Genomic DNA, 12,912 nt, shown 5'->3' with positions numbered 1-12,912 from the left:
CGTGCGTTCCGCCGAGATGTGTCGACTTTGGGCCCGTTCTGACCGACGAAACGGGCCCGAAGTGGTCACATCGGCAGGAACCTGCGGGATGTGGTCGCTTCGGTCACGAAATCGGGCCGAGAGCGTGACCGGAGTGACCACATCCTGCAGGCGCCGGGGTGCGGCGGCCCGGGGAGGCCTCTCGCGGTCCCTGCCGCTTGTCCGCCATCCACGGACACCTGCAGACGCCGGGGTGCTACCGGTCGCGGTCGTGCAGGGCCTTGAAGCGCTCGTTGTAGGCCTTGAGCTCGGCGTCGTCGTCGCGGTCGGCGGCGCGGTCGATGCGCTTCTGCTCGCGCCAGTCGGACCGGGCCCACTGCACCAGCAGCGCGAGCATCACGATCAGGAGCGGGACCTCGCCGAGCGCCCAGGAGATGCTCCCGCCGAGGTACTGGTCGGCGAGCAGGTCGGTCTGGAACGGCCGGTCGAGCGCCTGCCAGTACGACTCCCCCGTCGGCACGGTGGCCGACATGATCGCGATCGAGAAGAACGCGTGGAACGGGAGCGTCACCAGCAGGAGGCCGAAGCGCGCCAGCGGGACGAGCTTCCGTGGCGACGGGTCGACGCCGATGATGACGTAGTAGAAGAGCATGCCGACCGCGAGGAAGTGCAGCTCCATGCCCACGTGGCCGAGGACGCTGCGCATGAGCCGGTCGAACAGCGGCGTGAAGTACAGCGCGTAGAGGCTGCCGATGAACAGGACCGGCCCCACGATCGGGTGGGTCAGGAACGACGCGACCCGCGAGTGCACGGCGGCCGTGAGCATGCCGCGGGGCGACACCTCCCCGGGCTGCCGGGGTCCGGGCAGGGCGCGCAGCGCCAGGGTGACCGGTGCTCCGAGCACGAGGAAGATCGGAGCCACCATCGAGAGCAGCATGTGGCTGACCATGTGGGCGCTGAACATCACGTGCGAGTAGGTGCCGAGGCCGCCCATCGTGGCCCAGGAGACGACGACCATGCCGAGGACCCACGCGATCGTGCGGCCCACGGGCCAGCTGTCGCCGCGACGCCGCAGCACCAGGATGCCGGCGACGTAGAGCGCCGTGCCCAGCCCGACGACGGCCAGGCCGACGCCGCTGGGGTAGAAGCTCGTCAGGAACCGCTCGAGGGTCGGCGCGGGCGGCATGGGGCTGCCCAGCAGGTCCTCGGCCGGCGTCAGCAGGACCTCTCCGGCCGGCGGAGGGGTGCGCGAGAGCGCCACGGCGATGCCGATCGTGCCGAGCATCACGAGGAGCTCGGTGCTCGCCAGGCGCGCGAAACCGGAGCCGGCGGCGACGATGCGGCGGCGCTGCCACCACCCGAAGGCGCCGAGCACGACGAACGCCAGCGCCTTGATCATCACGACGCGCCCGTAGGCCGAGCCGGTCAGCTCCTCGATCGAGGTCGCGCGGACCGAGGCGTTGAGCACGCCCGAGATGCCGACCACGACGAAGCACCAGAGGGCGACCGTGGAGTACCGCACGACGGCGGCCTCGAGGCGGCGGCTGCCGCGACGGGCGACCCAGCCGAGGGCCACGAGCCCACCGACCCACACGGCCACGCCGGTCAGGTGGAGGTAGAGGCTGATCGAGGCGAGCGAGTGCGAGCCGCCCGAGGCGGCGTGGCCCGTCAGGGCCGCCGGCAGCATCACGACCAGGGCGAACGCGCCCCACCCGGCCAGGGCACGCACCCCGTTGGTCCATCGCAGGACCACGGCCAGCACGAGCGCGCCCGCAGCCTGCAGCAGGATGCTGCGGCCGATCTCGCTGTCGCGCGTCACGGCCGTGACGACGTTCCAGTCGAGCTGGGTCAGCGGGACGGCGAAGAGGTCGGCGGCCGTGGCGAAGTACAGGACCACGGTGGCGACGACCCACGCCCAGGCGGCACGGCGGGCGATCCGCACGGCGTCGACCGCGAGTCCCTGAGCGTCGTCGCCGGACGAGGGAAGCAGCACCGCCGCCGCCACCAGGAAGCCGACGACGGCGATGCCGGCGACGTCGGCCACGAGCGACGCGACCGGCACGAGCCAGCCGACGAACGGGCCGGGATCAGGCAGGCCGACGGCAGCAGGTTCGGGGGCCGAACCGCCGACGACCATCGTCACCACGAGCGCGGTGAACGCGGTCGTGGCGCCGACCGCGACCGCGAGGCCGGGCCCCGCGGGAGCCGGGCCGGGCTTCTGGTCCGCAGGCTTCTCGACCTCGGTGGCGGTCATGCCTGGACCTTTCGACGACGACGCAGGAGCAGGAGCGCGCCGAGGGCCAGCCAGGGCAGGGCCACGAGCGTGACCCACCAGGCGGTCGAGGACGTGACCTTCTCGACCGGGCCCGTCGGGGCCTCGGCGCCCGTCGTGACGTCGAACTCGAAGGCGCCCTCGACGGGGTGTCCGTCGGCCGAGATCGCGCGGTAGTCGACCCGGTACGTGCCGGCCAGGCCCGGGTCCTCGTCGACCTGCTGGACCAGGTCGGCACCGTCGATCGTGGCCTCGCCCTCGGCGAGCAGCGTGCCGTCCGGGGCCTTGACGGTGACGTACGACGGACGGTTCATCGTCTCGTTGAAGGTCAGGCGCACGTCTGCGGGCAGGGTCTCGACCGACGAGCGCTCGCCCGGCGTGGTCGAGACGAGTCCGGCGTGGGCCGCGGCCGGCTGGGCTCCGGCGGCGAGCAGGAGCGCGGCTCCCAGCAGGACCGGGACGGCAGGCAGGAGTCGGCGGCGGGCGGGGTTCATGGCGCTGACGACAGTACCTGCCGCCTCCGCGCCGCCCAGCCCCAGTGTTAGTCTCCGGCGCATGTGGGACCCGGGCCGAGGAAGCCTGCGCGCGGTGCGTGCGACGGCGGCCGGCCTGACCGTCTCCGTCGTCGCGGTGGCCTCCCACGTGATCGGCGGCGGGGCCCACACGTCCTGGCTCGCCGTGGTCCCCGCGACGATCGCCGTGACGCTCGTCACGGGCGCCCTCGGTGGTCGTCGTCTCGGCTCGGCCACGCTGGTCGGCCTGCTGTCCCTGGCCCAGGTCGCGGTGCACGCGCTGTCGCACTACCTCCACGGGCAGGCCGTCTGGCACGACCTGACGATGGTCGGGGCGCACGTCGTGGGTGTCGCCGTGACCGCGCTGCTCCTGGCGCGGGGCGAGCGCCTGCTGTGGCGTCTGCACGCCTGGCTGCGTCCCCGCGTGCTCGGTTCGCTGCCGTCCCTGCCGCACGTCCCGCGACGCCGACCCGTGGTGGTCGTCGTCGATCGTGCCCGCACACCCCTGCTCGTCGGCTCGTGCACCCGACGAGGTCCTCCGCTGTCGGTCGTCTGACCTGCTCGGCCGCGCCACCTGGTGCGACCGCCGTCGCTGGTGCCCTGCACCCGCGGCGATCCGACCGACCCCTCTCTTCCTGTGAAGGACCACTCATGCACCACCTTTCCCTGCCCTCCCGCGCCGTCACCCGTCTCGCGCTCGGTGGCGCGCTCGGCCTCGGGGCGACGTTCCTCGCCGCCGGCGCCGCCTCCGCGCACGTCACGGTGACGCCGTCGACCACGGCGTCCGGCGCGTACTCCGTGCTGACGTTCAGCAACGGCCACGGCTGCGACGGCTCGCCCACCACGCGGATCAGCATCTCGATCCCCGACGGGATCTACGCCGTCACACCGACCCGTCACGCCGACTACACGATCGAGAAGGTCATGGAGACCCTCGACGAGCCGATCGACGACGGCCACGGTGGCGAGTACACCCAGCGCGTCGCCGAGGTCGTCTACACGGCGACCGCTCCCCTGCCGGACGGCTACCGCGACGCGTTCGAGCTGCAGCTGAAGCTGCCGGACGACGCCGACGGCGAGCAGCTGGCGTTCCCGACGATCCAGACGTGCGAGACGGGCGAGACCGCCTGGATCGACGAGACCGTCGAGGGCGAGCCGGAGCCCGAGACGCCGGCACCGGCGTTCACCCTGACCGCCGCCGACGCTGGCGACGGCCACGGCGCTGAGACCGCCGCCACGACCGAGGTGTCCGCCTCGAGCGACGACGGCGACTCCGGCACGGGCGCCGTCACCTGGGTGGCGCTCGCGCTCGGCGCGCTGGGCCTGCTGCTCGGTGGTGCGGCGTTCGTCAGGAGCGGCACGAAGGCGTGACCGTCCTCTCCACCACGATCCGACGGGCACGGCTGCTGGCCGTGCCCGTCGGGCTGCTCCTGCTCGCGGGGGTCCTGCTGGCGTCGCCGGCGGCCGCTCACGCCTCGCTCGTCTCGACCACGCCCGGCGACGGAGAGGTGCTGGCCGAGTCACCCCCCGAGATCACCCTGACGTTCACCGAGTCCGTGCGCCTGACCGACGGCATCGAGCTCCTCGCCGGCGACGGCACCCCGGTGGCTGCGGACGTCTCGGGATCCGACGAGGTCGTCACGATCACGCCGTCCGCCCCGCTGGAGGACGGGACCTACATCGTGGGCTGGCGGGTCATCTCCGCCGACAGCCACCCGATCGCCGGTGGATTCAGCTTCTCGGTCGGTGCTCCGTCCGCGACGTCCGTCGACGTCCCCACCGCGGCCGCCCCCCGCGACGTCGACCTGCTCCGCAAGGGCGCCGAGGCGCTGCGGTACGGCGGCGTCCTGGTCGCCGCGGGGCTCGTGCCGTTCGCCCTGCTCGTCGCACCGCGCACCCGTCGCCCCGAGGCGGCCTCGCGTCGCCTGACCCGCACCGGTGTGGTCGCCGGTGCCGTCGCGGTCCTGGCGGCAGCCGTGCTCGCTCCTCTGACCGCCCTCTGGCAGGCCGGGTCGCCCCTGGCCTCGTTCGGCGACGCACTCGTCGACGGCGGCACCTGGCGTGACGACACCTTCCTGAGCGCCGTCGTCGTCGCCGTCGCGCTGGCCGTCACCGGGCTGACCGTGCGCAGGGCTCCTGCCGTCGCGGTCGCCGCCGCTGCCGTCGCCACGGCGTCGCTGGCGATCGTCGGCCACACCCGCACGTACGGTCCGGTGCCCGTGGTGCTCACCGCGGACGTGCTGCACGTCGCGGTCGCCGCGGTCTGGCTCGGCGGGCTCGTCGGCCTCGTCGTCCTGTTCACGCTGGGCAGTGCCGTGCGGAACGACCTCGTGCAGACCGCCGTCCGCCGGTTCTCCGCCGTGGCCCTGTGGTCGGTCCTGCTGCTCTCGGCCTCGGGGACCGTCCTCTGGTGGCGGATCCCGGACACGGTGCGCGGCCTGCCCGACTCGTCCTACGGCGTGCACCTGATCGTCAAGGTCGCGCTCGTCGCCGTCGTCGTGGGGGTCGCCGCGTTCAACCTGCGACACCTGCGCCGCAGCAGGACGCTCGACCTCGGATCGCTGCGCCGCACGGTCGGTGTCGAGGTCGGCCTGCTGGCCGTCGTCGTCGCCGTCACCGCCGGGATGGTCACGCAGGTGCCGCGCACCGCCGAGGCCGCGACCGCGGCGTCCCCTGCGGAGCCCGTCAGCCTCGACCTGGACCTCGGTGACGGCCGCGTCGGCACGCTGGTCCTCACCCCCGGCGTGGTCGGCACCAACTCCGTCGAGCTGACGGTGACCGACGCCGACGGACTCCCGGTGTCGGCGGTCGAGCCGCCGCAAGTCTCGGTCGGCATCGAGGAGTTCGAGCTCGGTCCGTTCCGGCACGAGCTCGTCGAGGTGGCCCCCGGTCGCTACGACGGGAACCTCGACCTGCCCATTCCCGGGACGTGGAGGGTCGAGGTCGCCGTGCGCACCTCGACGTACGAACGACCGTCCGACGCCGTCGACGTGGAGGTGACCGAATGATGAGGAACGCCCTGGCACGCGGGTCCGCGCTCCTGCTCCTGGTCGGACTGACCCTGTGGTGGTCCGCGGTGCCCGCGTCCGCCCACGTCCTCCTGGAACGCGCCGTTCCCCTCGGCGACGGCTCGGTCGAGCTCACGATCACCTTCGACCACAGCTGCGACGCCTCTCCGACCGTGGAGCTCGCGGTCGAGGTGCCGGAGGGGGCCGAGCTCGTCGGAGGCACGGGGCCCGACGGCTGGGCCGCCGAGGCCCAGGGGTCGCAGATGGTCTTCACCGGACCCGGCATCCGGAACGGGCAGAACCCGACGTTCACGGTGGTGGCACGCCTGACGGGATCCGTCGGCGAGGTGCTGCTGTTCCCGACGCGCCAGACGTGCGCCGACGGCGACGGCTACGACTGGTCCGACGCGTCCGAGTCCGAGGAGCGTCCGGCGCCCCGCCTGGTCGCGACGGAGGCCGTGCTGGACGAGGTCGTCGCGGCGACACCGGCCAGCACACCCGCCCTGCCGGACGACGGCGCGAGCCTCGGGCAGGTCGCGATCGCGATCGCGGTCGTCGCCGTCGGGGCCTACGCCGCGACGCGTCTGGTGCTGCGCAGAGCCGATTCGCGGGGTCCCCGTTAGCGTGGGGACATGGCTGAGCATCTGACGACCCAGTCCGTGATCGAGCTCGACGACGCGTGGGGGGCGCACAACTACCACCCGCTGCCCGTCGCGATCGCCGAGGCGGAAGGCGCCTGGGTGACCGACGTCGAGGGCCGGCGCTACCTGGACTTCCTGTCCGGGTACTCGGCCCTCAACTTCGGCCACCGGCACCCGGCGCTGATCGCCGCGGTCCGCGACCAGCTCGACCGGCTCACGCTGACGTCCCGGGCGTTCCACAACGACCGGTTCGGCGCGTTCTGCCGTGACCTCGCCGGGCTGACCGACACCGAGATGGTCCTGACGATGAACACGGGCGCCGAGGCCGTCGAGTCGGCGATCAAGGTCGCCCGCAAGTGGGCCTACGAGGTCAAGGGCGTCGCGTTCGACGCCGCCGAGATCATCGTCGCCTCGGGCAACTTCCACGGGCGCACCACGACGATCGTGTCGTTCTCCGACGACCCGGTCGCGCACGACAACTACGGCCCGTTCACGCCCGGCTTCGTCACGGTGCCGTACGGCGACGCGCAGGCCGTGCGTGACGCGATCGGCCCGAACACGGCCGCGGTGCTGATGGAGCCGATCCAGGGCGAGGCCGGCGTGGTCGTCCCGCCGGACGGCTTCTGGTCCGACGTGCGCGCCGCGTGCGACGAGAACGACGTGCTCCTGATCGCCGACGAGATCCAGTCCGGCCTGGCGCGCACCGGCGAGCTGTTCGCGCTGGACCACGAGGGCGTGCGGGCCGACCTGTACACGCTCGGCAAGGCGCTCGGCGGCGGGATCATCCCGGTCTCGGCGGTCGTGGGCCGCCGTGACGTGCTCGGCGTGCTGAAGCCCGGCCAGCACGGCTCGACCTTCGGCGGGTACCCCGTCGCGGCGGCCGTGGGGCACGCGGTCGTCGACCTGCTGCGCACCGGCGAGTTCCAGGAGCGCTCGACCGAGCTCGGCGCCCACCTGCACCGCCGCCTCGGCGAGCTCGTCGGCCACGGCGTCGCGGAGGTCCGCGGTCGCGGGCTCTGGGCCGGCGTCGACATCGACCCCGCCGCCAAGACCGGCCGCGAGGTCTCGATGGCCCTGCGCGACCAGGGCGTGCTCTGCAAGGAGACCCACGAGCGCACGCTCCGCATCGCGCCGCCCCTGGTCATCACCGCAGGTGAGATCGACCACGCGGTGGACGCGCTGGGCGCAGCACTGCAGGCCTGACCGGACCGCGGCCTGTCGGCTGACCGGCGATGATGCATTCGGGTCGTCATGGCGACCCGAATGCATCGGATCACGGCCGCGTCGGACCGGGGATGATGCCTTTCGGTAGCCCGAGCTACCTCAACGCATCATCGCCGGTCCCAACGGGGTCACACCCGGGAGCGGGCTCGCTTGCGCAGCAGGCCGAGCGGGAACGGCTCGGCCGGCTGGCCCGCGTCGATCGCGGCGGCGTAGTGGCCGACGAGCTCGCCGCAGATCGACGACCAGCGGCGGTCCTGCACGGCGCGGCGCGCGGCCGTGCCGAAGGCCCGGCGCTTCGACTCGTCGCCCGTGAGGTCGCGCACGAAGCCCGCGAACGCCGTCAGGTCGCCGGCCGGGTAGAGCCAGCCCGTGCGGCTGTGGTCGACCAGGTCGAGCGGGCCGCCCTTCGCGACCGCGACGACCGGGACGCCCGAGGCGAGGCCCTCCTGCACGACCTGGCAGAAGGTCTCGGTCTCGCCCGGGTGGACCATGACGTCGAGGCTCGCGACGTGCCGACCGAGCTCGTCGCCGTGCAGCATGCCGGTGAAGTGAGCGCCCGGCAGCGCTGCGGCGAGCTTCTCGCGGTCGGGACCGTCGCCGACGATCACGAGCCGGATCCCCGGCACGCCCGCGAGGGCCGCCAGGTCGGTGACCTGCTTCTCCGGAGCGAGACGGCCGACGAATCCGACGAGCTTCTCGCCGTTCGGGGCCAGCTCGCGGCGGAGCGCCTCGTCGCGGTGCGAGGGCGAGAACCGGGTCGAGTCGACGCCGCGGCGCCAGATGCGGATGCGCTGCACGCCCTGACCCTCGAGCGCGGCCACCGCGCTGGTCGACGGCGCCAGCGTCAGGGCGGCCCGGTCGTGGATGTCGCAGACGCGACGCCACAGCAGGCGCTCGGCCCACGGCATCCCGTACTCGGCGGCATAGGCCGGCACGTCGGTCTGGTAGATCGCGACGGTCGGCACGCCGAGCTCGCGAGCCGCCAGCGTGGCGCGCCAGCCCAGCACGAACGGCGACGCCAGGTGCACGACGTCGGGCCGGAACTCCTGCAGCAGGCGTTGGATGCGGACGACACCCCCCGTCGCGACCCTCACGTCGGGATACATCGGCAGCGACCACGACGGGACGGCGACGACCTCGGCCCCGTGGACCTCGGTCGGCACCTCCCCCGTGCCGCTGTCCGGGACGATGACGAGCACGTCGTCACCGCGGCGCTCGAGGTGCTGCAGCACGTGCAGCACCGAGGTGACGACTCCGTTGGTCTGCGGGAGGAACGACTCCGCGACGATGGCAATCCTCATGCCCTCACGGTCTCCACGCACTCTGACCAGAGGCCGACGGACGGGTGTCGTGTCGGCGAACGGCTCGTGAGGCCGACGGTGTCGCTGGTCACACCCAGGCGGCAGGACGAGTCACGGACGTGCGTCGTAGTCCTTCGTCTGCGCCGGCAGCGGCAGCGCGAGATTCGCGAGCAGGCTCTCCAGGTCGGCGTCGAAGGTCACGAGCTCGGCGTGCGCCGGGGTCAGGAAGCCGGACTCCACCATCGAGTCGACCAGCGTGGCCAGCGGGCGCCAGAAGCCGCCGACGTCGTAGAACGCGCTGCGCTTGGCGTGGATGCCGAGCTGGGTCCAGGTCCACTGCTCGGTGATCTCCTCGAGCGTGCCCATGCCGCCCGGCAACGCGAGGAACGCCTCGGCGCGCTCGGCCATGATCGCCTTGCGCTCGTGCATCGTCTCGACGACGTGCAGCTCGGTCAGGCCCGCGTGCGCGACCTCGCGCTCGTCGAGCGACCGCGGGATCACGCCCACGACCTCGCCACCGGCTGCCATCGCCGCGTCGGCGACCGTGCCCATGAGGCCGACCCGACCTCCGCCGTAGACGAGCTGGATGCCTCGCTCCGCCAGCGTCCGGCCCACCTCGACGGCGGCCTGCTCGTAGGCGGGATCGGTGCCGAAGCGCGAGCCGCAGAAGACGGCCACCGACCGCAGGGGCGCGCTCATCGCACCTCTCCCGTCAGCCGGTCGACGATCTCGCGGGTCGCCGCGGGCGGGCCCGCTGTCGACCACAGGAGCCCGCTGACCTCGCGCTGCACGGCGCTGCAGCCGGAACCCGCCACGATCGCGGCTCCCGGGAGCCAGTCCCAGGCGGGCGTGCTGTGCTGGAACCACGCGCCGATGCGGCCCGTCGCGACGCCGACGAGGTCCATCGACCCCGACCCGAGCATGCGCAGGGTCGCGGCGCCGGAGGCTGCGCGCAGGAACGGCTCGCGGACGTTCTCGTGCGCGATCCCGCTCGGGTGCAGGTAGCTCGCGACGCTGAGGCCGGCGAGGTCCGCGTCCTCGCGGGCCTGCAGCGGCTGGCCGTTGGCGGTCGTGGGCAGCTCCGGGCCACCGACCCACACCGTGCCGCTGGCGTGGTGCGCCACGGCGCCGAGCACGGCGACGTCGCCGTCGGTCAGGGCGATGGCCGAGCACCAGTAGTCGGAGCCCGAGGCGAAGTTGTAGGTGCCGTCGACCGGGTCGATGACCCAACGGCGGCCGGAGGTGCCGGGCGTGTTCGTGCCCTCCTCGCCGAGCAGCCCGTCGTCGGGCCGTTCGCGGGTCAGGGTCTCGACCACGAGGCGCTCGGCGGCATGGTCGGCGTCCGTCACGACGTCGGAGATTGACGTCTTGCGGGCGACCTCGAGGCCGGAGATCCGCATCTCCGCGGCGAGCCGCGCGGCGTCGGTGACGAGTCGGGCGGCGAGCTGGGCGTCGTCGATCAGGGTCACGGCCAGACCCTAACGGGTGCGGCCGTCGTGCGGGTCGGGGCGGTGCCGGTAGCGGGGGGCGCGGACGCGTCGCGGACGCCGGGCGCGCAGCAGCGCCAGACCACTGGCGGAGATCACCAGACCGAGGACTCCGGTGCCGACCACGACGACGGCGTTGACGCGGTCGCGGGTGACGCCCGACCGGTCCACCTCGAGGAACCACGCGAGGTCGCGGGACAGGAAGGGCAGGACGCTGCTCCCGACCAGGATCACGCCGACCCCCATCAGCGCGATGCCCGCGGGGGCGAACCACCCCGATCCCGACGCCGGCGGGTCCCATCCGGGCGGCGGCGGGACGCGCTCGACGGCGCTGCGCCGCCGCCACACCAGCAGGCCCAGCACGCCGATCCCGGTGAGCACCGCCACGACGAGCAGCTGGAACGGCCAGACGGGCGCGCCGCCGTCGAGCGTGCGGGCCATGGACGACGGGCGCACGGCGAGTCCGAGCACCATGACCGCACCGGTCCCCCACCCCACCGCGATCAGCACGACGGCCGCCACGGCGCGGGGTACCGAGGTGCGGGACTGGTTCGTCACGAGCTCGTCCTCTCGGAGCCGAGCAGGTCTAGCCTGGGCCCATGGTCGTCGCCGGTCTGGTCGCCGCGGGTCTTGCCGCCGCGCTCCACGTGTACATCTTCTGGCTGGAGTCGCTCGTCTGGACGGGTCCGCGAGCGCGGGCGACGTTCGGCGTGCGCACGGCCGAGGACGCCGAGATCACCCGGCCCCTCGCCTTCAACCAGGGCTTCTACAACCTGTTCCTGACGATCGAGATCGTCATCGGCACGATCGTGCACGCGACCGGGAACGAGGCCGTCGGACTGACGCTGGTCCTGGTCGGGACGGGGTCGATGGTCGCCGCGGCACTCGTGCTGCTCCTGTCGTCGCCGGACAAGGCGCGGGCGGCCGTGGTCCAAGGCCTGTTCCCCCTCGTCGCGATCGTCCTGTTGGTGCTCGGTTCGGTCTGAGGCTCAGTCCGTGCGGGTCCAGCGCCAGTTGCTGGCGTCGAGCTGCTGGGTGCGCTCGTACGTGACGACGCCGCCCGGACGGACCGGGACCCCCGCAGCCTGAGCCGCTGCGGTGACCCGCTGCTGGAGGTCCTCCCACTCACGCAGGCCCTGCGGGAACTGCATGTAGTCGCGGAAGGACTCCACCTGGAGCTGCGTCCCCGAGCCCGCGGGCACGAGCCGGACGCGCACGTCGTCGGCCTCGACGAACTTCGCGGTCACGAGGCCGGGCGTCTCGGACCGGAACCGCTTCGGCTTGGTCGCTGCCGCTGCGCTGACGACCTGGGCCGCGCTCTCCTGGTTCGTCTCGAGCACGAGTGTCGCGCCGAGGCCGGCCAGGGCACCTGGGAGCCGGTTGTCGGCGAACTTCTGGCCCGCCTTGGTCCCGACGTCGTTGCCCCAGCGCCGCGCCCGCCGACGGATCCTCGGCAGGAACCAGACCAGGACCAGGAGAGCGGCGCCCAGGACGACGTACAGAGTGTTGTTCACGGTTTCCCCGAGATGTGGATGCTGTGCAGGAACTGTGACCGCACCCTATCGAGAACGCGACCGTGCCGGAACATGGCGTGTCACACGTCGGCCGACGAGCTCCTGCGCTCGTCGCCGCGTCGACCCGCCGTGATCGCGAAGCCGAACGCGGTCGCCAGCACGTACATCAGGATCGAGTACACCGCGGCCGGGATCGCGACCTCGGTGCTGTCCAGCACGCTCAGGGCGATCGTCAGGGCGATCGTCGTGTTGTGGATGCCGATCTCCATCGAGCTCGCGACGGCCTGCGCGTGGTCGAGCCGCAGGACCCGGGCGCCCGCGTAGCCGAGGCTCAGGCTGATGAGGCAGAAGAGTCCGGCCACGATCCCGACCTGCTGCACGTAGTCGGCGATGTTCTCGCGCTCGCCGAGGATCGCGCCGACCGACACCGCGACGAGGACGACGATCGAGAAGATCCGCACCGGGCGGTCGGCGCGGTCCGCGAAGGCCTCGCTGCGGCTCCGCACGACCATGCCGATCGCGACCGGGACCAGCACGATCGCGATGACCTGGACGACCTTCCCCAGCTGCAGGCCGAGCTCGCCGTCGGCGTCGAAGTAGTCGATCGCGACGTTCGTGATGAGCGGGATCGTCACGGCGGCGAGCACCGAGTTGACCGCCGTCAAGGTCACGTTGAGCGCGACGTCGCCACGGAACAGGTGGCTGAAGAGGTTGGCCGTGGTCCCGCCGGGCGAGGCCGCCAGGAGCATCACCCCGACCGCGAGGAGGGGGTCCAGGTCGAAGGCCGTGACGAGGCCGAAGGCGACGACGGGCAGCACCAGGATCTGCAGCACCAGGGCGACCACGACGGCCTTGGGCGACCGGGCGACGCGCACGAAGTCGTCGGTCGTCAGGCTCAGGCCCAGACCGAACATGATGATCGCGAGCGCGACGGGGAGTCCGGTCGTGATGAGGGCCGAGTCGTTCATCACGGC

At 72.8% G+C, this 12,912-nt stretch carries 14 protein-coding genes; 6 read left to right on the top strand and 8 right to left on the bottom strand.

Annotation, left to right across the window (positions count from 1 at the left end; genetic code table 11):
• Positions 1-235 precede the first annotated feature (235 nt).
• Together ABD127_RS04020 and ABD127_RS04015 are read right to left on the bottom strand one after the other, a co-directional pair.
• A complete protein-coding gene (locus ABD127_RS04020) occupies positions 236-2,233 on the bottom strand; it encodes a bifunctional copper resistance protein CopD/cytochrome c oxidase assembly protein (RefSeq protein ID WP_344197969.1) in 1,998 nt (665 codons plus the stop codon).
• On the bottom strand, positions 2,230-2,745 hold the full coding sequence (locus tag ABD127_RS04015; protein ID WP_344197967.1) for a copper resistance CopC family protein: 516 nt from the start codon (positions 2,743-2,745) through the stop codon (positions 2,230-2,232). Before ABD127_RS04015 ends, ABD127_RS04020 begins: the two co-directional genes overlap by 4 nt.
• A 61-nt stretch (positions 2,746-2,806) precedes the next feature.
• Here ABD127_RS04015 and ABD127_RS04010 point away from each other — a divergent pair, with 61 nt between their 5' ends.
• The 5 genes from ABD127_RS04010 (at position 2,807) to rocD (ending at position 7,615) form a co-directional block, all read left to right on the top strand.
• Positions 2,807-3,319, top strand: coding sequence for a hypothetical protein (locus ABD127_RS04010; protein ID WP_344197965.1), 513 nt, complete (start codon positions 2,807-2,809; stop codon positions 3,317-3,319).
• A 95-nt stretch (positions 3,320-3,414) separates the two neighbouring features.
• Positions 3,415-4,134 carry a YcnI family copper-binding membrane protein gene (locus tag ABD127_RS04005; RefSeq protein ID WP_344197963.1) on the top strand — a complete coding sequence of 240 codons (720 nt, stop codon included), beginning with the start codon at positions 3,415-3,417 and terminating at the stop codon, positions 4,132-4,134.
• Positions 4,131-5,771: a copper resistance CopC/CopD family protein gene (locus tag ABD127_RS04000; RefSeq protein WP_344197961.1), complete on the top strand. Its 1,641-nt coding sequence runs from the start codon at positions 4,131-4,133 to the stop codon at positions 5,769-5,771. Before ABD127_RS04005 ends, ABD127_RS04000 begins: the two co-directional genes overlap by 4 nt.
• On the top strand, positions 5,771-6,394 hold the full coding sequence (locus ABD127_RS03995; RefSeq protein WP_344197959.1) for a DUF1775 domain-containing protein: 624 nt from the start codon (positions 5,771-5,773) through the stop codon (positions 6,392-6,394). Before ABD127_RS04000 ends, ABD127_RS03995 begins: the two co-directional genes overlap by 1 nt.
• Positions 6,395-6,403: 9 nt before the next feature.
• On the top strand, positions 6,404-7,615 hold the full coding sequence (gene rocD, locus ABD127_RS03990) for an ornithine--oxo-acid transaminase (protein WP_344197956.1): 1,212 nt from the start codon (positions 6,404-6,406) through the stop codon (positions 7,613-7,615).
• Positions 7,616-7,764: 149 nt separating this feature from the next.
• Here rocD and ABD127_RS03985 read toward each other — a convergent pair whose 3' ends face one another.
• The 4 genes from ABD127_RS03985 to ABD127_RS03970 form a co-directional block, all read right to left on the bottom strand.
• Entirely contained in the window at positions 7,765-8,937 is a 1,173-nt protein-coding gene (locus ABD127_RS03985; protein ID WP_344197953.1) for a glycosyltransferase family 4 protein, read from the bottom strand.
• Positions 8,938-9,048: 111 nt separating this feature from the next.
• Positions 9,049-9,636, bottom strand: a complete 588-nt coding sequence (locus ABD127_RS03980) for an LOG family protein (protein WP_344197951.1) — start codon at positions 9,634-9,636, stop codon at positions 9,049-9,051.
• Complete coding sequence (locus ABD127_RS03975) at positions 9,633-10,406, bottom strand: inositol monophosphatase family protein (RefSeq protein ID WP_344197949.1); 774 nt, start codon at positions 10,404-10,406, stop codon at positions 9,633-9,635. The genes ABD127_RS03980 and ABD127_RS03975 overlap by 4 nt, the downstream gene beginning before the upstream one ends.
• Before the next feature lie 9 nt (positions 10,407-10,415).
• Positions 10,416-10,982: a hypothetical protein gene (locus ABD127_RS03970; RefSeq protein ID WP_344197947.1), complete on the bottom strand. Its 567-nt coding sequence runs from the start codon at positions 10,980-10,982 to the stop codon at positions 10,416-10,418.
• 41 nt (positions 10,983-11,023) lie between these two features.
• Between ABD127_RS03970 and ABD127_RS03965 the strand changes: the two genes are divergently transcribed.
• Positions 11,024-11,410 (top strand): DUF1304 domain-containing protein, encoded by a 387-nt coding sequence (locus ABD127_RS03965; protein WP_344197945.1) that lies wholly within the window; start codon positions 11,024-11,026, stop codon positions 11,408-11,410.
• A gap of 3 nt (positions 11,411-11,413) precedes the next feature.
• Here ABD127_RS03965 and ABD127_RS03960 read toward each other — a convergent pair whose 3' ends face one another.
• Together ABD127_RS03960 and ABD127_RS03955 are read right to left on the bottom strand one after the other, a co-directional pair.
• Positions 11,414-11,938 (bottom strand): hypothetical protein, encoded by a 525-nt coding sequence (locus ABD127_RS03960; protein ID WP_344197943.1) that lies wholly within the window; start codon positions 11,936-11,938, stop codon positions 11,414-11,416.
• An 80-nt stretch (positions 11,939-12,018) separates the two neighbouring features.
• Complete coding sequence (locus ABD127_RS03955; protein ID WP_344197941.1) at positions 12,019-12,906, bottom strand: bile acid:sodium symporter family protein; 888 nt, start codon at positions 12,904-12,906, stop codon at positions 12,019-12,021.
• Positions 12,907-12,912 lie beyond the last annotated feature (6 nt).

This window comes from Aeromicrobium alkaliterrae, assembly GCF_039529015.1.
Lineage (GTDB): Bacteria > Actinomycetota > Actinomycetes > Propionibacteriales > Nocardioidaceae > Aeromicrobium > Aeromicrobium alkaliterrae.
This window is presented reverse-complemented; position numbering and strand designations above follow the sequence as displayed.

Bases quoted from the DNA above. Each gene is read 5' to 3' on its own strand.
- ABD127_RS04020 (WP_344197969.1), bottom strand. From the start codon at position 2,233: ATGACCGCCACCGAGGTCGAGAAGCCTGCGGACCAGAAGCCCGGCCCG.
- ABD127_RS03980 (WP_344197951.1), bottom strand. From the start codon at position 9,636: ATGAGCGCGCCCCTGCGGTCGGTGGCCGTCTTCTGCGGCTCGCGCTTC.
- ABD127_RS04010 (WP_344197965.1), top strand. From the start codon at position 2,807: ATGTGGGACCCGGGCCGAGGAAGCCTGCGCGCGGTGCGTGCGACGGCG.
- ABD127_RS04015 (WP_344197967.1), bottom strand. From the start codon at position 2,745: ATGAACCCCGCCCGCCGCCGACTCCTGCCTGCCGTCCCGGTCCTGCTG.
- ABD127_RS03955 (WP_344197941.1), bottom strand. From the start codon at position 12,906: ATGAACGACTCGGCCCTCATCACGACCGGACTCCCCGTCGCGCTCGCG.
- ABD127_RS03985 (WP_344197953.1), bottom strand. From the start codon at position 8,937: ATGAGGATTGCCATCGTCGCGGAGTCGTTCCTCCCGCAGACCAACGGA.
- ABD127_RS03995 (WP_344197959.1), top strand. From the start codon at position 5,771: ATGAGGAACGCCCTGGCACGCGGGTCCGCGCTCCTGCTCCTGGTCGGA.
- ABD127_RS04005 (WP_344197963.1), top strand. From the start codon at position 3,415: ATGCACCACCTTTCCCTGCCCTCCCGCGCCGTCACCCGTCTCGCGCTC.
- ABD127_RS03965 (WP_344197945.1), top strand. From the start codon at position 11,024: ATGGTCGTCGCCGGTCTGGTCGCCGCGGGTCTTGCCGCCGCGCTCCAC.
- rocD (WP_344197956.1), top strand. From the start codon at position 6,404: ATGGCTGAGCATCTGACGACCCAGTCCGTGATCGAGCTCGACGACGCG.